Here is an 18,140-nt window from a genome sequence, read left to right on the forward strand (position 1 = left end):
GAGCCTACTGCGAACAGCCCGGCCCACCGGGCGGCGACGCGGCGTGACTTGACCTGAACAAGGGGGAAAACAGGCCCCCGGCGCCCCTAGTCTGGCGGTCAGTCGATCATCAGCCACCCCCTTTTCAGGAGCGCCCGTGACGCCACCGAGCAGACAGCCCGCCCGACGCCGGACCGCCGGGCTCCGCCGTGAGGCGGTCCTCGCCACCGTTCCCGTCGCGATAGCGGCACTCCTCTCCGCCGCCGGGCCCGCGGCGGCGAGCACCACCGGAACGTCCGGCGCCGGCGACCCGTACTTCCCGCTCGCCGGCAACGGCGGCTACCACGTCGGCCACTACGACCTGACGCTCCGTTACGACACCCGGGAACGCCGGCTCGACGGCAAGGCCGTGCTCACCGCCCGCGCCACCCAGCGGCTCACCCGCTTCGACCTCGACCTCAAGGGCCTGAAGGTCACCTCGGTCACCGTCGACCGCACCGCGGCGGCCTTCCGCCGCTCCGGCCAGGAACTCGTCGTCACCCCGCGCCACGCCCTGCCCGCGGGCCGGTCCTTCCGTGTCACCGTCGCCTACCACGGCACCCCGAAGCCGGTCACCGACCCGGACGGCTCGGCGGACGGCTGGATCCCCACCGACGACGGCGCGTTCGTCGCGGGCGAGCCACAGGGCGCGATGACCTGGTTCCCGGCGAACAACCACCCGAAGGACAAGTCGTCGTACGACTTCACGATCACCGTGCCCAAGGGACGCACCGCCGTCGCCAACGGCCGTCTGCTCGGGCGGAGCACCGCGCACGGACGCACCACCTTCCGCTGGCGCGAGACCCGCCCCATGGCGGCCTACCTGGCGACCGCCACCGTCGGCACGTTCAAGGTCGAGCAGTACACCACCCCCGACGGCATACAGGTCTACAACGCCGTCGACCCGCGCGAGGCGCGGGCGGCCGCACCGGTGCTGAAGAAGCTGCCCGCCGTCCTCGCCTGGGAGAGCAAGCTGTTCGGGCCGTACCCGTTCCGGGCCGCCGGATCGATCGTCGACCACGCCCCGGACGTCGGCTACGCCCTGGAGACCCAGACCCGGCCCCTCTACGACTCCGCGCCCGACCTGAGCACCCTCGTGCACGAGAGCGCCCACCAGTGGTTCGGCGACTCGGTGTCCCTGACGGCCTGGAAGGACATCTGGCTCAACGAGGGCTTCGCCACCTACGCCGAGTGGCTCTACGCCGAGCAACACGGCGGCCCCAGCGCCCAGAAGACCTTCGACGCCCTCTACGCCCGCCCCGCGGGCGACGACCTGTGGGCCTACCCGCCCGGGAACCCGGGCAACGGCGGGAACCTCTTCGGCAGCCCCGTCTACGCCCGTGGCGCGATGACCCTGCACGAACTGCGGCGTGCCGTCGGCGACGTGACGTTCTTCCGGATCCTGCGCGCCTGGACGGCCGCGCACGGCGGCGGACACGGCACGACCGCACAGTTCGTGAGGCTTGCCGAGGAGAAGTCGGGGAAGCCGTTGGACGCTCTGTTCCACACCTGGCTGTACACGAAGGGCAAGCCGACCGGCGCCTGAACCTGACCGGTTCCAAACAACTGTCGGCCAAGGTCGACCCATGATCCAACGCCGAACCGCCGTCGCACTCCTCGCCTCCCCGCTGCTGCTCACCGGCTGCGGCGGAGCCGAGGCGACCGAGCGCCGGACGCCGACCGGGCGTCCGGCGCCCACGGACACCCCCGTCCCCGAGATCACGGCGGAACAGGCTCCGCAGGGCATACCCGGCCTCGGCCCCGAGCGGTCGGCGGCGATACCGGACCGCTGCGAGCAGGCCGTCGTCGTCACCGGACGCGGCCGGAACTCCCCGCTGTGCACGGTCGTTTTGCACCAGCGCTCCGCCACCGGCTGGCAGCCGGGCCCCCGTTGGCCGGGCCACAACGCGCTGCGCGGCTGGAGCGCCCACCACCTCTCCGGCGACCTGCGCTCCCCGCTCGGGGTCTACACCCTCTCCGACGCCGGCGGCCTGCTCGCGGACCCCGGCAGCAGGCTGCCGTACCACCACTCCGGCGGATTCCACTCGCCCGGCACCGGCTTCGAGGGCGAACCGCTCGACGGGTCCTTCGACTACGTCGTCGCCATCGACTACAACCGCAGGCGCGGCACCTCGCCCCTCGACTGGACCCGCCCCCTGGGCCCGGCCCGGGGCGGGGGCGTCTGGCTGCACGTCGACCACGGCGGGCCCACGCACGGCTGCGTCAGCGTCGCCAAGGCGCACATGAAGGAACTCCTGCGCACCCTCGACCCGCACCGGCACCCGGTCGTCGTCATGGGGTACGCCGACTGGCTCGCCGGCTGAGCGGCCTAGGATCCGCACTCGTGTGCGCACATGTACTGGTCGCCGAGGACGACGAGAAGCAGGCCGAACTGATCCGCCGCTCCCTCCTGGCCGAGGGACACACCGCCACGGTGGTGCACGACGGCGCGGCGGCCCTCGACGCCGTCCGCCGCCTCAGACCCGACCTGGTCGTCCTCGACCTGATGCTGCCGGTCGTCGACGGCTTCGGTGTCTGCCGGGTGCTGCGCGGCGGCGAGGACCCGGACATCCCCGTGGTGATGCTCACCGCCCGCTCCGCCGAGGACGACGTGCTGCTCGGCCTCGAACTGGGCGCCGACGACTACATGACCAAGCCGTACAGCCCGCGCGAGCTGATGGCCCGCATCCGCACGGTCCTCAGGCGCGGCGGGCGGGGCGGCGGCACCCGGGACGAGGGCCCCGTGGTCCAGGCCGCCGGGATCAGCGTCGACCCGGTACGGTACGAGGTGCGGCGCGACGGCGTACCGGTGGAGTGCACACCGGCGGAGTTCCAGATCCTGCTGGCCATGGCCGGGGAACCCGACCGGGTGTTCACCCGGCGGCAGTTGCTGCAGTGCACGCGCGGCCTCGACCGGGCCTCCACCGAACGGGCCGTCGACGTGCACATCATGAACCTGCGCCGGAAGATCGAGGCCGACCCGCGCAGACCGTCCCGGCTGCTCACCGTGTTCGGCGTCGGCTACAAGCTGAGCGGTGCCCGGCCGTGAGGCGCCGGGCACCGGACGGCCGGCGCGGACGCCGGATACCGCTGCGCAAACGGCTCCTCGTGCGCCTGCTGTTCGTCTCCGCCCTGATCGCGGTCTGCTCGGTGGCCGCCACCGCCTGGCTCGCGGTGACCACCACCACCAGCGCCCTGAAGGAGGAACAGGGCCAGGACCTCGCCGCCGACAACAGCATCCTCGCGCAGCTGAGCGGTTACGCCGCCACCCACGCGGACTGGGCGGACGTCCGGCACACCGTGCGGGACCTGGCCGCCAGGACCGGACGCCGGATCGCCCTCACCACCGCGGACCGGACCCTCGTCGCCGACTCCGCGCCGCGCGGCACCCCGCTGCCGCCCCGGCCCGCCGCCACCGTCGACCCGCTGCGCACCGACACCTACACCGAGTCCGGCGCCCAGCTCAGCGGCATCGACCCCCGTGTGGTGGGCCCCTACCGGCTGCCGGTGAAGGAACGCCGGAAGCTGGAGGCACTGGCCGCCCGGCGCAAGCAGTGCTTCGCACGCCACGGACTCCAGCCCGCCGTCGAACGGATGGCGAACGGGCGGCCGGTGGTCACCCTCGGCGACGGCACCGACGCGGCCGACTACGGCGCGACGGAGTGCGAGGACGGGCGGCTGAACATCCCCACCCCGACCGAGGAGAAGGCCATCGGCACCCTCTCGGAACTCGCCCGGCCCTGTCTGCGACAGGCCGGGCTGGACTTCGGCGGACGCCTCTTCCTCACCTTCGACCCCAGCGGGAAGGACCCCTTCGGCGGCGGATACCTGCTCGCCAAGTACGCCGCCCTGAAGAAGGGCGAGGTCGCGAGGACGGCCCAGCACTGCATCCTGGCCGCCCGCCGCACCCAGCTGGAGCCGTACGTGGCCCCGGTGACCGAGCTGTTCCTCGGCATCGGCGACCAGACGCCCTCCCGGTTCGACATGTCCCCGGCCAACAAGGCCAAGGTGGTCGGCGCCGCGGGTCTGGTCCTCGCCGTGACCGTCGCCGTGACGGCCGTCGTCGCCGTGCGGCTGGTACGGCCCCTGCGCGCACTCACCGAGGCCGCCGGAGCCCCGCCCGAACTGCACGTACGGGTACCGGTCACCACCCGGGACGAGACCGGCATCCTCGCCGAGGCCTTCAACGACCTGACCGAGCGCCGCGCCCGCCTGGAGGCTCAGCGCAAGGCGATGGTCAGCGACATCGCGCACGAGCTGCGCAGCCCCCTCACCAACATCCGCGGCTGGCTGGAGGTCGTCCGCGACGGCGTCGTCGAGCCCGAACCCGCCCTGCTGGACTCCCTGCACGAAGAGGCGCTGGTCCTCCAGCGGATCATCGACGACCTGCAGGACCTCGCCGCAGCCGACGCCGGCACCCTGCGCCTGCACCGCGAACCGCTGCGCGCCGGGGACCTGTTCGACCAGGTCGCCGCCGTCCACCGGGTCGCCTTCGACGCGGCCGGGGTCACACTGCGCACCGAGGCCGACCCCGCCGCCTGGCTGGACGCCGACCCGGTGCGGATGCGCCAGGCCCTCGGCAACCTGGTCTCCAACGCGCTGCGCCACACCCCCGCCGACGGCACCGTCGCACTCGCCGCGCGCCGGGACGGGGACGAGGTCGTCCTCACCGTCACCGACACCGGCCCGGGCATCGCGGCCGAGGATCTGCCGCACGTCTTCGAACGGTTCTGGCGGGCGGAGAAGTCCCGCAGCCGCCGCACCGGGGGCAGCGGCCTCGGCCTGCCGATCGTCCGTCACCTGGTGGCGGCCCACGGCGGTACGGCCGAGGCGGGGGGCGAGCCCGGTGAGGGCGCGGTCCTCACCCTGCGGCTGCCGGCCACGAGGCCGCCGCGGGAGGAGCCCTGACGACAGGGGGCTCGCCGGACCGGCACGCAAGCAGCGAAAGGGGGCCCGGCGCCCACAGGCGTGCCGAGCCCCCACCGCGGTGCCGGTTCAGCCGGAACGCGGCCGCGAGCGGGCGCGGCGGCGCAGCGCACGGCGTTCCAGCTCGGTCGTGCCGCCCCAGATGCCGATGCTCTGGCCCGTGTCCAGCGCCCAGTCCAGGCACTGCTCCCGGACGGGGCAGTGCCCGCACACCGCCTTCGCCTGCTGGGCCTGCACCTGAGCGGGTCCGGTGGTGCCGATGGGGAAGAACAGATCGGGGTCCTCGTTACGGCACGCGGCGTCGGTGCGCCAGTTCTCCATCGAAGTCTCCTGGATTCGCATCGAGGTGGTTCGTGGTCCAGTTGTGCGTACTCGGGTTCGGGTGACCGGTCGGGGCGGTGTGAAACGACGCAACCGGCAGGGAATCCGGCGCGGACCGCGATCCGGGCACGGGCACGCCTGCGACCTTCGGGGGTGCCGGGCGCGATCGACAGGCCGGGGGAGGGGACTTCGGGGTCCGAAAGCCTGTGCCCTGCCGGGCACCGGGGCAGGGAATCCGGGGCGCCGCACGGGGGGGCGGGCGCCGGCCGTCCGCCGGCGCGCGACCACCGTACTGCGCGGCGGGCCCGAGGGAGCCCGTGCGGACGGGACGGAGTTCAGCGGCGCAGCGCCCGCGCCGCCGTCTGCGCCACCGAGTCCGCCAGCGCCGCGAGCGCGGGGGAGTCGAGCCGCCACTGCTGCCAGTGGAGCGTGACATCCACCCACTCCCCGGGATCGATCAGGGCCAGCCGCCCCTCGTCGAGCAGCGGGACGGCCTGGGCTTCGGGGACCATGCCCCAGCCGAGCCCCGCGGCGACCGCGGCCACGAAGCCCTCCGAGGTGGGCACCAGATGCCGTGACGATCCCGCGGACACCCCGCCGAGCCGGCGTACGAAGCCGTCCTGGAAGTCGTCCTTGCGGTCGAAGGCCACGACGGGAGCCTCGGACAGCGCGTCCTGCAGCGGCCGGCCGTCCAGCCGGTCGCGGGTGAACTCCGGTGCCGCGACGGGCAGATAGCGCATCCGGCCCAGCGGGCGGACCGTGCAGCCGGGGACCGGCTCGGCCGACGAGGTCACCGCCGCCATCACCAGCCCCTCCCGCAGCAGGGCCGCCGTGTGGTCCTCGTCCTCCCGGTGCAGTTCGAAGCAGAGTCCCGCGACCCGGGGCAGCGCCGGCAGGAACCAGGTCGCCAGCGAGTCGGCGTTCACCGCGACGGACACCCGGGTCGGCTCCCCGGCGCCGCTCAGCCCCAGCTCGCCCCGGGCGTCCCGCTCCAGCCGGGCGAGCTGCCGGGCGAACCGCACCAGCACCGCGCCCGACTCCGTGGGGCGCACCGGTTTGGTGCGCTGGAGCAGTACCCGGCCGGTCCGCTGCTCCAGGGCCTTGACCCGCTGGCTGACGGCTGACGGCGTCACGTGCAGGGCCGCGGCCGCCGCGTCGAAGGTGCCCTCGTCGACCACGGCGAGCAGGGTCCGCACCTGCTCCAGGGGAAGCTCCGTCATCACGAACGCTAAGGATACGTAAAAATCTTTAGCTGTACTTGCCGAGCGCCGGTCCGTAGCGTCGAGCGCATGAGCAACGCCCTTACCGCCGCGGTCGCCGGATTCGGCACCGGCCTGTCCCTCATCGTCGCCATCGGCGCCCAGAACGCCTTCGTCCTGCGGCAGGGGGTGCGCCGCGACGCCGTCCTCGCCGTGGTCGGCATCTGCGCGCTGTCCGACGCGTTGCTCATCGCGCTCGGCGTCGGCGGCGTCGGGGCGGTCGTGGTGGCCTGGCCCGGCGCGCTCGAGGCGGTCGGCGTCGTCGGCGGTGCCTTCCTCCTCTGCTACGGCGCCCTCGCCGCACGCCGGGTGCTCCGGCCCGGTACCGGGCTGCGGACCGACGGCGAGGCGGCCGGTTCCCGCCGGCGGGCGGTGCTCACCTGCCTCGCGATGACCTGGCTCAACCCGCACGTCTACCTGGACACCGTGTTCCTGCTCGGCTCCCTCGCCGCCGACCGGGGTCCGCTGCGCTGGACCTTCGGGCTCGGGGCGGCGGCCGCCAGCCTGTGCTGGTTCGCCGCGCTCGGCTTCGGGGCCCGGCTGCTCGGCCGGTTCCTGGCGCGGCCCGGATCCTGGCGGGTGCTGGACGGCCTCGTCGCCGTGACCATGCTGGCGCTGGGAGCGATGCTCGTCATCGGATCCTGAGACCACGGGGTCGCTGTGCACGGGGGTTCCTGAGATGGTTAGGCTCGCGAAGAGAAAAGATGTAACGAGCAACCAGGACATCCGTGGACACGAGCGAGAGCAGTACCGGCACCGACACCGACACGCCGGCGGCCGAGGCCCCGCCGGGGCGCGGCTGGCGCCGCTGGGCGATGGACACCCGTCCCCTGCGTGTCCCCGCCTTCCGGCGCCTGTGGTCGTCGACGATCGTCACCGCCGTGGGCAGTCAGCTCACCGCCGTGGCCGTGCCCAAGCAGATCTACGACATCACGCACTCCTCGGCCTGGGTCGGCTACGCGAGCCTCGCGGGCCTCGTGCCCATGGTGGCCTTCGCGCTGTGGGGCGGAGCCGTCGCGGACACCGTGGACCGCCGCAAGCTGCTGCTGGTCACCAACGGCGGTATCGCGGTGACCTCACTGCTGTTCTGGGCGCAGGCCCTCACAGGGCTGGACTCGGTCGTCGTCCTGGTGGTGCTCCTGGCCGTGCAGCAGGCGTTCTTCGGCCTCAACTCCCCGGCCCGCAGCGCCTCCGTCGCCCGTCTCGTCCCGCCCGCGCAACTGCCCGCCGCCAACGCCCTCGGCTCCACGGTGATGCAGACCGGACTGGTGGCGGGCCCGCTGCTGGCCGGCGCCCTCATACCCGTCATCGGGCTGCCCGAGCTGTACCTGATCGACGCCCTGGCGCTCTGCGCGACCCTGTGGGCGGTGTACCGGCTGCCCGCGCTGCCGCCGCTCGGCGGCCCCGCCGCGCGCCGGGCCGGGCTGCGCGAGATCGGGGAGGGGTTCCGCTACCTCCTCCTGCGCAAGGTGCTGCTGCTCTCCTTCCTCGCCGACATCGTCGCCATGGTCTTCGGCATGCCCCGGGCGCTGTTCCCGGAACTCGCCGCGCAGACGTACGGCTCCTACGGCGAAGGTCTGGCGCTCGGCGTGCTGTTCGCGGGCATCCCGGTGGGCGCGGTGCTCGGCGGTCTGTTCTCGGGCGTGTTCTCGCGGGCCCGCCGCCACGGCTGGATGGTCATCGGGGCGGTGGTCGGCTGGGGCGTGGCCATCGCCGGGTTCGGCCTGAGCGGCAATCTGTGGATCGCCATGGCCTTCCTCGCGGCGGCCGGTGTCGCGGACATGGTCTCGATGGTGTTCCGCGGGGCGATCCTGCTGTCCGCGGCGACCGACGAGATGCGCGGCCGGATGCAGGGCGTGTTCACGGTCGTCGTCGCCGGCGGTCCGCGCCTGGCCGACGTGCTGCACGGGACCGCGGGTTCCGCCTTCGGCCCCCGCGCCGCCGTCGCGGGCGGCGGCGTCCTGGTCGTCGCCGCCATGCTGACGCTGGCCTTCGCCATGCCGGCACTGCGCCGGTACCGGATCTGACGGGGATCGGCCGACTGACCAGGAGGACGGCGGACCCCGCTCAGAGGGGTCCGCTGCGGCGGCGGGACGTGTACTGGTCCATCAGCTTGCCGCGGGTGGTCTCCAGGCGGTGGGCGAGGATCTCGGCCACCGTGCGCACCACGGAGAGGCCCAGCAGCGGGTCCTCCACGCACAGCGCCAGCACCGAGGGCCCGTCGAACTCGTAGGCCCGTACGTTGCTGAAGGCGACCGCGCCGAAGTCCCACTCGTACGGAGGGAACAGCCAGGACCAGCCGAGCATGTCGCCGGCGCCGAGCGAGGCGACGGTCACCCGCTGCCGGGAGGTGACCTGCTGGTCCAGGTGGACCGCGCCCGAGCGGATCACCCAGAACCGGTCGGCCGTGCCGCCCGCCTCGAAGATGCGGCTGTCCTCCGCGAAGGACACCTCCTTGGCCAGCTCCATCAGGCGCTCCCGCTGGGGCTGGGGCAGGGCCGTGAGCAGTTTGATCGCTTTGGTCATGGCGCGGGGCTCCTCGCCGGCGGCGGATGGGGTGCGGTGCTCAAGCCCATTTCAGCCGCTACGGCCGCCCCGGGCACCTCGAAGGACGCCCGCCCCGGCCCGTCCGCCCTGCCGCGGACGGCAAAAAGCCCTGGCTGGACGGGGGAGACCAGCCAGGGCCGTATGCGGTGACGCGCGAGGAGGGAGGAAGGACGGTTCCGGTCCGCTCCGGCATCACGTATGTATGAACGATAAACCATCTGGCGTACTAACCGGTAATCGGACACGCCTCATGTGACCTGCCTCACTCCGCCAGTAGTCGGCGGGGCCGCGCCAGGGTTCACGATCTCCTCCAGGACCAGCTGCACCGCCTCGTACGCCCGGGCCCGGTCCGCCGCCTCCCGGGCGCCGTCCGGATCGGTGGCCGTCAGGCTCTGCGCGCGCTCCCGCCAGGCACGTTCCTCATCGGCGGCACGCTCGCGGCCCCGCTGGATACGCCGCAACAACTCGTCCGCGTCCACGACATCGGTCATGACCACCGCCTACCCGGCCGGGCCCGGGTGATGACAACCACGCCGACCGTGTTTGACCCCGCCCACAGAGGTCAGCCGACAGAGGAGGGACCACACCATTCCGGGCAGCGTTCGAGGAGGAAGGGATGCGCGACAACCACCGGGCCGGCGCCATCGCCGCACCGAGGGAACCGCGTCCGCTGCCGTGCCGGCCGGCCGACGCGCGCAGAACGGTACGGTCGGCGGTCACCGAAGGGTGCCGGGCCCGGGCCGTGCAATGCGCTCCGAAGGCCATGGAGGACGCCCTGCTGGTCACCTCGGAGCTCGCGACCAACGCCATCCTGCACGGCGGCGGCATCACCGGCTTCGACGTGGACGTCGACTCCCACGGCGTACGGGTCTCGGTGAGCGACGGCAGCGATGAGGTCCCCGTGGCGCTCGCGACCGCGGACGAGCACGGCCGCTGCCTGCCGCACGGCCGCGGCTGGCCCATCATCTGCCGGCTGGCGCGGGACGTCAGGGTCGCCGAGCTGCCCTTCGGCGGCAAGCGCATCACCGCCGTCGTACCGCTCGACTGAAGCGGTCGGCGAAGTTCCGCTCACCGGCGTTTGCCGCCAGGGCCGGGGGGCAGACGGAATCTCGTGCTTCGGACCGGAGGCGCGCGCCCAGCGGGAGCTGCACGACCGCCTGGGCCCCCTTCCGGCGGGCCAGGTGGTTGTCACCCGGGGCGAACCCTGACACCACCGTTCGGGCCGAGACCCGGAACCTGTGTTCCGCCCGTGCCCTGAAACCCGTTCAGGAGCGATCCGCATGCTGACCGACCTGTCGACGAGCCGTTCCGGCACGCCCGCCACGACCACCGCCGCGGCCCCCGCCCGGCGGAGCCACGACGACGCCCCCGACACCGCGGAGCTGTTCGCCCGGCTTGCGGAGCTGGAGGACGGCCCCGAGCGGGACGCCGCACGCGACGAACTCGTCAACGCCTGGCTGCCCATGGCCCACCGGATCGCCGGCCGCTTCCGCGACCGCGGCGAGTCCGTCGAGGACCTGCGCCAGGTGGCCGCGCTCGGGCTGGTGAAGGCGATCGACCGGTTCGACCCGTCCCGGGGAGCCTTCGAGAGTTACGCCGTGCCGACCATCACCGGAGAGGTCAAGCGGCACTTCCGCGACCGGATGTGGGCCCTGCGGGTGCCGCGCCGGGTGCAGGAGCTGCGCAACAAGGTGCGCGTCGCCCGCCGGGAACTGACCCAGCACCCGGGCAGCCCCGAACCCACGACCGCCGCCGTCGCCGCGCACACCGGGCTCACGGAGGAGGAGGTGACCGCGGGCATGGAGGCGCTGGAGAGCTTCAGCACCCTCTCCCTGGACGCCGAACTCTCCTCGGGCGACGACGGCTACAGCCTCGCCGACACCCTCGGCGCGTCCGACACCTCCTACGACGTCGTGGTCGACCGCGAGGCCGCCAAGGAGGGGCTGCGCCGCCTGCCCGAACGCGAACGGGCGATCCTCTACATGCGCTTCTTCGAGGACATGACGCAGAGCCGGATCGCCGACCAGCTGGGCATCTCCCAGATGCACGTCTCCCGGCTCATCAGCCGCAGCTGCGCCCGCGTCCGCGACGAGGCGATGGGCCGCCGCGCGGGCGGCGACGGACCCGTATGAAGCCCGCCGCCCGCCTCCGCGGTGTCACTTTGCCGGCTGCGCCGCCGTGCTGACACCCAGTGGCCGCCCCAGACCGGACACCGCCTCGTCCAGCCGCTGCAGATGGCGCAGCACCCGGTCGGTCACCCGCCCGTAGCGCGGAGTGCGCAGGGTTCCCGGCTCCAGCATCGACGCGATGCTGGGGCCGGTCCGCGTCCGGGCCTCGGACCGCGGATCCGCCACGTGGCCGGCGATCGCCTCGATGTTGTGCACGATCCGCCCGCACGCCTGGCGCAGCCGGGGGTCCGCCGCGATCGTCGGATGCGTCGGCAGCAGCTCGGCCGTGGCCGCGAGCGAACGCGCGTGGTAGGCGCACGTCTCCAGCAGCGCCACCACGTACCGTGCGGTGGCCCGGCGGGCGCGCATCGGAGTGATCGGATGCGTCAGCGGCTGGATGGCCGCGCGCAGGTCCGCCAGCGCCTGGTCCAGCTCCCGGGCCTGCTCCACCAGATCGGCGCCGGTGCCGCCGCTCAACTGCTCCACGGCGCCCCGGGTGACGTCGGCGAGCCGCTCCAGGACCGTCACGAGGAGCTCGTTGGTCCGGCGGTCGGTGTGGATCGGCAGCACCAGTGCCGCCGCGAACACCCCACAGGCCGCGCCCAGCGCCGTCTCCTCCACCCGTAGCACCAGCACCGCCAGCGTGTACGTGTTCAGCAGGGTGTACAGCAGTCCCAGCATCGCCGTGACGAAGAACGACATCAGCGTGTACGACAGCGGTGCGGTGTAGAACATCGCGAAGACGAACAGCAGCACCAGCCCGAACGCCGTCCAGGTGTGGTTCCCCACCAGCCCGGCCAGCAGGATGCCGGCCACCACGCCGAGCATCGTGCCCAGCAGCCGCCGGTAGCCCTTCACCAGGATCTCCCCGGTGGACGCGGTGTTGATGAACACGATCCAGCAGGTCAGTACCGCCCAGTACCAGCGCTGGCTGGACAGCAGTTCACCGCCCGCGATGGCCAGCGCCGAACCGATCGCCACCTGCACGGCGGCCCGGGTGGTGGGCCGGCCGAGCCCGGTCGGCTCCGGCTCCTTCGGCTCGTCCTCCTCGCTGCTCTCGATCGCGGCGTCCTCGGCCTCCAGTTCCTCCCGGGAGCGGGCCGTCGCCGGCGTGTCGTCCGACTCGTCCTGCGGCCCCTCCAGCGCGGTCCGCAGGCCGAGCACGGCCCGCGCCGCCTCACCGAGGCCGCGGAAGACGTCCTGCACGGCCGGGGCGGCCTTCGGCAGGTTCTCCTCCTCGCGGTAGCCCAGCAGCTGGTTGCGCATGTGCGCCAGCGCCGTCCCCGACGCCTCGCCCAGCGGCCGCAGCACCAGCAGCCGCAGCGCCTCGAGGTCCCGGCGCAGCACGGTGGTCGCCTCGTCCCGCACGGGCAGCTCGCCGCCCGTCGGCAGGGGAGCGCCGGGCAGGTGCAGGGTCAGGGTGTCCGTCCGCTCGGCACTGCGCGCGGTGAGCAGCAACAGCCCCAGCCGCTCGGCGGCGATCTCCGCGTCCGCGATCCTGCGCTGCAGCAGCCGTGCCGTCGCCTCGTCGGAGGTGCCGTCCTCCAGCCGCCCCTGGATCATCAGCGCCGTCTCGTGCAGCCGGGCCGTGCGGGTGCGCAGGTCCTCCAGGACCTTCTCCACGTCGCCGGGTCCCGCGTCCAGCAGCTCGACCTGACTGGCGATCAGCTGGCCGAGCCGGGCGCGGAAGGCGCGCCGCAGCCGGTCCAGGGTGCCCGTCGGGGTCTGCGGCAGCAGGACGAACCGGACGACGGCGCTGCACACGAACGCCACCGTGAGCACGCCGTAGAGCGCGGGCAGCGACGCCGGGGCGGCACCCACGAACAGGGAGAGGAAGTAGACCTGGAAGCCGATCAGGCCCAGTGCCGTGCCGCGGTCGCCGAAGCGGCGGCTGTAGACGGCGCAGAAGATGAGGGCCACGAAGAACAGGTCGCCCGCGACGACCCGTTGGCTCAGCAGCGCGCCGAGCGACACCGAGGTGAGCGCCACGGGCAGGCCGAGCGCGAGCGTGACGGCCTGGCCCGAGCGCTCCTTCTCCCGGATGGCGAAGGTCGAGACCATAGCTGCGATCGCGCCGGCGACCAACTGGGGTGTCGGCACTCGCAGCAGCCCGAGCACGGCCAGCGTGAGGGCGATGGCGGCGACCGTGCGCAGCCCCGCGGTGAGTCTGAGCAGCCCCGGATCGGACGCGGCGAGCCGGTCCCATGTACGTGCCCACCCGGACCGAACCGCTTGCCTCACGCTGTCGTGCTCTCTCCCGTGCCGTCGAACGATCTACGACCCAGCATGGCACGAGTGGCCGGGCCGCCCGTCGTCGGCCGGGGTCGCCGGGCCCGGCGCGCTGCCGTGACCCGCGGGACGCCGGCACCGCGGAAGGCCGCCGGCCCGGTGGAAAGGGTCGGCGGCCTCCCGCCGGTCCGCGTCAGCTCACGACTGCTCGAGCGCCTTGCCCTCCACCCGGGCCCGCACCTGCTCCGGCGTCAGGTACGAGTCGGTGAACTCGAAGTCCTTCAGCCGGGCCGGCTTGCGGGCCTGGAAGCCGGTGCGGACGAAATCGTCGCCCGCCACCGCGTTCAGCAGCCAGTTGGTCATCACGCGGGCCTTGGCGACATTGGTGCGCAGCGCCCCCCAGTGGTAGCCGCGGGCCACCAGCTGGGCGGGCAGACCCCGCAGTTCGATGCCGAGCGGCTTGGACACCGCGTCCTTGCCGCCGAGGTCGACGACGAGGCCCAGGTCCTTGTGCACGTAGGGCGCCATCGGCTGGTTGCGCAGGGTCGCGATGACGTTGTCGGCGACCTTGCGGCCCTGCCGCATGGCGTGCTGTGCGGTGGGCGGGCAGACCGCGCCCGGCACGCCCTTCGCCTCGTCGGGCACGGCGGCCGCGTCCCCGAGCGCGAACACCCCGTCGTGGCCCGGCAGGCACATCTCGGCGGTCACCGCCAGCCGGCCCTTGATCGTCTCCGCGCCGAGCGTGGCGATCAGCGGGCTCGCGACCACACCCGCCGTCCAGATGAGCGTGTGCGTCGGCACCACCCGGCCGTCGGTGAACGTGACCTCCTCGCCAGTCGCCTTGTCGATCGACACGCCGAGCGAGACGTCGATGCCGCGCCGCTTGAGGATCTCCTGAGCGCTGCGGCCGAGCTTGTCGCCCAGCTCCGGCATGAGCTTGGGCGCGATGTCGATCAGATGCCACTTGATCAGGCCCGGATCCAGCCGCGGGTAGCGCTGTACGGCGGCGTGCGTCAGCCGCTGCAGGCAGGCGGCGGTCTCGGTGCCGGCGTAGCCGCCGCCGACGACCACGAACTGCAGACGGGCTGCCCGCTCGGCCGGGTCGTCGCTGGCGTCCGCGAGGTCGAGCTGCGAGATGACGTGGTCACGGACGTACGCGGCCTCGGCGAGGGTCTTCATCCCGAAGGCGTGCTCGGTCAGCCCGGGGATGTCGAAGGTCCGGGTCACGCTGCCCGGCGCCAGCACGATGTAGTCGTACGGTTCGTCGACGATCTTGTCGGTGATGGTGCGGATGACGCACACCTTGGCCTTCAGGTCCACACCGATGGCGCCGCCCGGAATGATCCGGGTGCGGTACTTCTTGCTGCGGCGCAGCGAGAGGGCGATCGACTGCGGCGTCAGCACGCCGGAGGCGACCTGGGGCAGCAGCGGCAGATAGAGCTGGTAGGCGTAGGGCGTCACCAGGGTGACGGCGGCCTCGTCCGGGGACAGCTTCCGCTCCAGGCGGCGGACGCAATCGACTCCGGCGAAGCCCGCGCCAACCACCAGGATCCTGGGTCGTGTCACGGTGTTCATCCCTTTCTGCGGCTCCAGGCGGTCCGACTTGACGCCGTTCGCGTGCCCCGGATCGCTGCGCACCAACACCGATCCCACCGTGATCCCAGCCGTTCCGCCAGCGGGGGTGCGGCAGGCAGACGAACGCGTGGGCACCAGCATGCCCCCACTCGGCACGGAGTAACCGGTTGTCGGACGGATACACGTCGTACACGCGTCGGATCCGCCGGAGCGCCGCGGTGTCACCAGGGCAGGAAGACGTGGATGTCCTTGCCGTGGTCGTGTACGACGACGCTGACCTGGGTGCACAGCGTGTGCACCAGATGCCAGCCGATGCCGCCGCCGCCCGTGCGCGGGTGGAAGGGGCGCGGCTCAGGCTTGGTCGTGCTCGTGTCGCGCATCGTGACGTGCACTCCGTCGAAGGTGCGGCGCATCCGCAGGTCGAACGGCCCGGGCGCGTACTGGATCACGTTGGCGGCCAGCTCGGTGACGACCAGCAGGATGTCGTCCCAGTACTCGTGCGCGCCCGGCGGGGCGCTGCCGGCCAGGACGCCGAGGAAGTCCTCCGCGGCGGACCGCGCCTCCGTGACGTTGCGCAGCTCACCCGCGAAGGAGAACGTACGCTCGTACGTCTCCTCCGCAGGAGGTGTGTCGTCCCAACGCGGCTCCGTCGCCATCTCGCATTCTCCGGTCCCGGCGGCAAGGGATTTTCGAACCCCTCCGACCAGGAGGTCGTCGTTGCTGATCTCCTCGTGTGTGGCGGGTTCCCACAGCGGCACAGGCTATCCGTTCACCCGTGCCCGGTGTTCGGGAGGATCGCACCCGATCAGCGGAAGACGTCGTCCGGCTCGTCCCAGTCGGCCTGCTCCCGAGGCCCCCTCCGGGCCTGCGACCGGGCCTCGTACATCGCCTCGATCTCTGCGGCGCAGTGCCGCACGATAGCGTCCCTGCGCAGTTTCATCGACGGAGTGAGCAGTCCGTTGTCCGGGGCGAACGGCTCCGGCAGGACCCGGTAGACCCGGATGGACTCCGCCCGGGACACCGCGCTGTTCGCCGAGGCCACGGCCCGCGCGAGCTCCTCCCGCAGCGCGTTCTCCTCCCGCGCCTCACGGCCCGGCAGATCGCCCGGCAGCGCCAGCACGGCCCGCCAGTGCGTCAGGAACTCCGGGTCCAGGGTGATCAGAGCGCCCACACAGGGCCGGTCGTCGCCGATCACCACCGCCTGGTGGACCAGTGGATGCATGCGCAACCGCTGCTCCAGCGGGGCCGGGGCCACGCTCTTTCCGCCGCTGGTGACGATGATGTCCTTCTTGCGCCCGGTGATCGTCAGATAGCCCTCGGAGTCCAGCCGCCCGATGTCCCCGGTGGCCAGCCAGCCACCGCGCAGCGCGAAACGGGTGGCCCCCTCGTCGCTGACGTAGCCCTGGAACACCGACGGCCCCCGTACCAGGATCTCCCCGTCGTCGGCCACGTGGACGTCGGTGCCCGGCAGCGGCCGGCCCACCGTCCCCGACTTCTCCCGGCCCAGCGGCTGCATGGTGATCCCGCCGGAGGACTCGGTGAGTCCGTAACCGTCGTGGACGTACACGCCGATGCCCTCGTAGAACAGGGACAGTTCGCGGCTGAGGGAGGAGCCGCCGGAGGTGCCGCGCAGCACCCTGCCGCCGAGGGCCGCGCGCAGTCGGCGGTACACCGTCCGCTCGTACAGGGCGTGTTGCAGTCTGAGGTCGAACCCGGGCCCCGCGCCGCCGCCCAGCCGACGGCGTTCCTCGGCCGCGGCGAAGTCCCGCGCGGTCTGCGCGGCCCGCTGGAACAACGCGCCCCGGCCCGCCTGTTCGGCGGCGCGCAGGAAATTCTTGTACAGCTTCTCGAACACCGACGGCACCCCGTACAGGTACGTCGGCCGGAACGTGGTCAGCGCCGAGGACAGGGCTGCCTCGGTCATCTCCGGCTCGTGCGCCATCAGGACCCCGCCGCGCACACACGTCAGCATGATCATGATGCCGTAGACGTGCGAGAACGGCAGGAAGGCCAACACCGACGGCTGTTCGCCCGGCGGGGCCGCGGTGTGCAGCCACCCGGCCAGCAGGACGTCACAGGGGTAGGCGAGCCCGCGGTGGCTCAGCGCGCAGCCCAGCGGGCGTCCCGAGGTGCCGGAGGTGTACACGATGGCCGCCGTGGAGTCCGGCAGCACGATCCGGCGCAGCGACTCCACGGTCGTGTACGGCACGACCCCGCCCCGCTCGGTGAGTTCCCGCAGCGCGCCCGCGTCGAGCTGCCAGACGTGCCGCAGCCGCGGCAGCCGGGTGCACACGGTCCCCACGGTCATCACGCCCTGCTCGTCCTCGACGACCACGGCCACGCAGCCGGCGTCCCGCAGGATCCACTCGACCTGCTCCCGCGCCGACGTCGGATGGATCGGCACGACCTCGGCGCCGACGGCCCACAGCGCGTGGCAGAGCACCGTCCACTCGTAGCGGGTACGGGCCATCAGGGCCACCCGGTGCCCGGGCGAGATCCCGGCGGCGACCAGCCCCTTGGCCAGGTCGGTCACCTCGTCCCGCACCTCGACCGCGGTCACCTCCTCCCACACGGTGGCCGCGGGGTCCGCGCGGCGCGCGAGGAGGGGCAGGGTCGGATCACGGTCCGCGAGGTCGAAGACGCTGTCGGCGAGGCCGCCGGCGATCGGCGAGGTGACGTCTGGAGCGAGGGCGACGTCCCGCATGCGCTGCTCCCGGGTGTACGGAGGGTCACGCCGCCGAACGGCTCGGTGTCGGCGGTGCTCGAATGTAGCCCAGGTGACCGCGTTCGGTGACGGGAACGCCGAAGTCGTGATCGGCTGATGATGTGGGCGTGTCCTGGGGACTCGGCAGGCATGAGCCATGTGAACCCCGATCCGGAACCCGAACGCACCACAGGGCTGGAACCCGGAGGAGGCGTCCCGCCGGGCGAGACGCCGCCCGCCGAGAGCAGCATGCCCGAGGCCGGGCCCAGGGAGCCGCAAGCGCGGAGCCGGGGCTGGGCCAAGGCGCCGATGACGCTGATCCTCGTCCTCGTCGCCCTGATCGCGGCCTTCTTCCTGGTGTACGCCCTGGTGCTGATCCTGTGAGCGCGCCGC

17 protein-coding genes are annotated in these 18,140 nt (G+C 72.9%); 9 read left to right on the forward strand and 8 right to left on the reverse strand.

The annotated features are described in order from the left end of the window. Positions 1–136 precede the first annotated feature (136 nt). The 4 genes from BLW57_RS35470 to BLW57_RS35485 are packed head-to-tail and all read left to right on the forward strand — an operon-like array spanning position 137 to position 4,926. On the forward strand, positions 137–1,564 hold the full coding sequence (locus BLW57_RS35470) for a M1 family metallopeptidase (RefSeq protein ID WP_093479790.1): 1,428 nt from the start codon (positions 137–139) through the stop codon (positions 1,562–1,564). 40 nt (positions 1,565–1,604) lie between these two features. Then, positions 1,605–2,342 carry a L,D-transpeptidase family protein gene (locus tag BLW57_RS35475; RefSeq protein ID WP_093479791.1) on the forward strand — a complete coding sequence of 246 codons (738 nt, stop codon included), beginning with the start codon at positions 1,605–1,607 and terminating at the stop codon, positions 2,340–2,342. A gap of 20 nt (positions 2,343–2,362) precedes the next feature. Continuing rightward, entirely contained in the window at positions 2,363–3,067 is a 705-nt protein-coding gene (locus tag BLW57_RS35480) for a response regulator transcription factor (RefSeq protein ID WP_093479792.1), read from the forward strand. Next, positions 3,064–4,926 (forward strand): sensor histidine kinase, encoded by a 1,863-nt coding sequence (locus tag BLW57_RS35485; RefSeq protein WP_093479793.1) that lies wholly within the window; start codon positions 3,064–3,066, stop codon positions 4,924–4,926. The genes BLW57_RS35480 and BLW57_RS35485 overlap by 4 nt, the downstream gene beginning before the upstream one ends. A gap of 87 nt (positions 4,927–5,013) precedes the next feature. Here BLW57_RS35485 and BLW57_RS35490 read toward each other — a convergent pair whose 3' ends face one another. Next, positions 5,014–5,265, reverse strand: a complete 252-nt coding sequence (locus BLW57_RS35490) for a WhiB family transcriptional regulator (RefSeq protein WP_093479794.1) — start codon at positions 5,263–5,265, stop codon at positions 5,014–5,016. Between the two features lie 335 nt (positions 5,266–5,600). Further along, complete coding sequence (locus BLW57_RS35495) at positions 5,601–6,488, reverse strand: LysR family transcriptional regulator ArgP (protein WP_176985850.1); 888 nt, start codon at positions 6,486–6,488, stop codon at positions 5,601–5,603. Positions 6,489–6,554: 66 nt separating this feature from the next. On the opposite strand from BLW57_RS35495, the gene BLW57_RS35500 reads away from it, so the two are divergent. Together BLW57_RS35500 and BLW57_RS35505 are read left to right on the forward strand one after the other, a co-directional pair. Then, positions 6,555–7,169: a LysE/ArgO family amino acid transporter gene (locus BLW57_RS35500; protein ID WP_093479796.1), complete on the forward strand. Its 615-nt coding sequence runs from the start codon at positions 6,555–6,557 to the stop codon at positions 7,167–7,169. A gap of 83 nt (positions 7,170–7,252) precedes the next feature. Continuing rightward, a complete protein-coding gene (locus BLW57_RS35505) occupies positions 7,253–8,551 on the forward strand; it encodes an MFS transporter (RefSeq protein ID WP_093479797.1) in 1,299 nt (432 codons plus the stop codon). A 40-nt stretch (positions 8,552–8,591) separates the two neighbouring features. Here the strand turns inward: BLW57_RS35505 and BLW57_RS35510 are convergent, their stop codons facing one another. Together BLW57_RS35510 and BLW57_RS35515 are read right to left on the reverse strand one after the other, a co-directional pair. After that, a complete protein-coding gene (locus BLW57_RS35510) occupies positions 8,592–9,050 on the reverse strand; it encodes a cyclic nucleotide-binding domain-containing protein (protein ID WP_073894352.1) in 459 nt (152 codons plus the stop codon). A gap of 269 nt (positions 9,051–9,319) precedes the next feature. Continuing rightward, positions 9,320–9,562, reverse strand: a complete 243-nt coding sequence (locus tag BLW57_RS35515; RefSeq protein WP_093481060.1) for a hypothetical protein — start codon at positions 9,560–9,562, stop codon at positions 9,320–9,322. A 125-nt stretch (positions 9,563–9,687) separates the two neighbouring features. Between BLW57_RS35515 and BLW57_RS35520 the strand changes: the two genes are divergently transcribed. Together BLW57_RS35520 and BLW57_RS35525 are read left to right on the forward strand one after the other, a co-directional pair. Beyond that, positions 9,688–10,119: an ATP-binding protein gene (locus tag BLW57_RS35520; protein ID WP_093479798.1), complete on the forward strand. Its 432-nt coding sequence runs from the start codon at positions 9,688–9,690 to the stop codon at positions 10,117–10,119. 232 nt (positions 10,120–10,351) lie between these two features. Continuing rightward, positions 10,352–11,203: a SigB/SigF/SigG family RNA polymerase sigma factor gene (locus BLW57_RS35525; protein ID WP_093479799.1), complete on the forward strand. Its 852-nt coding sequence runs from the start codon at positions 10,352–10,354 to the stop codon at positions 11,201–11,203. Positions 11,204–11,227: 24 nt separating this feature from the next. On the opposite strand, the gene BLW57_RS35530 is transcribed toward BLW57_RS35525, so the two are convergent. The 4 genes from BLW57_RS35530 to BLW57_RS35545 all read right to left on the reverse strand — a co-directional run bounded on the left by BLW57_RS35530 (position 11,228) and on the right by BLW57_RS35545 (position 17,747). Beyond that, positions 11,228–13,480, reverse strand: coding sequence for an FUSC family protein (locus BLW57_RS35530; RefSeq protein WP_093479800.1), 2,253 nt, complete (start codon positions 13,478–13,480; stop codon positions 11,228–11,230). 186 nt (positions 13,481–13,666) lie between these two features. Continuing rightward, on the reverse strand, positions 13,667–15,043 hold the full coding sequence (locus BLW57_RS35535) for an NAD(P)/FAD-dependent oxidoreductase (RefSeq protein WP_176985987.1): 1,377 nt from the start codon (positions 15,041–15,043) through the stop codon (positions 13,667–13,669). Between the two features lie 221 nt (positions 15,044–15,264). Then, positions 15,265–15,699, reverse strand: coding sequence for an ATP-binding protein (locus BLW57_RS35540; protein ID WP_093479802.1), 435 nt, complete (start codon positions 15,697–15,699; stop codon positions 15,265–15,267). 149 nt (positions 15,700–15,848) lie between these two features. Further along, positions 15,849–17,747 carry an AMP-dependent synthetase/ligase gene (locus BLW57_RS35545; protein WP_093479803.1) on the reverse strand — a complete coding sequence of 633 codons (1,899 nt, stop codon included), beginning with the start codon at positions 17,745–17,747 and terminating at the stop codon, positions 15,849–15,851. Between the two features lie 150 nt (positions 17,748–17,897). On the opposite strand from BLW57_RS35545, the gene BLW57_RS35550 reads away from it, so the two are divergent. Then, the gene (locus BLW57_RS35550; RefSeq protein WP_093479804.1) at positions 17,898–18,131 is read left to right on the forward strand and encodes a DUF6480 family protein; all 234 of its coding nucleotides are present in this window, start codon (positions 17,898–17,900) and stop codon (positions 18,129–18,131) included. Positions 18,132–18,140 lie beyond the last annotated feature (9 nt).

Source organism: Streptomyces sp. 1222.5 (assembly GCF_900105245.1).
GTDB classification, from domain to species: Bacteria; Actinomycetota; Actinomycetes; order Streptomycetales; family Streptomycetaceae; genus Streptomyces; species Streptomyces albidocamelliae.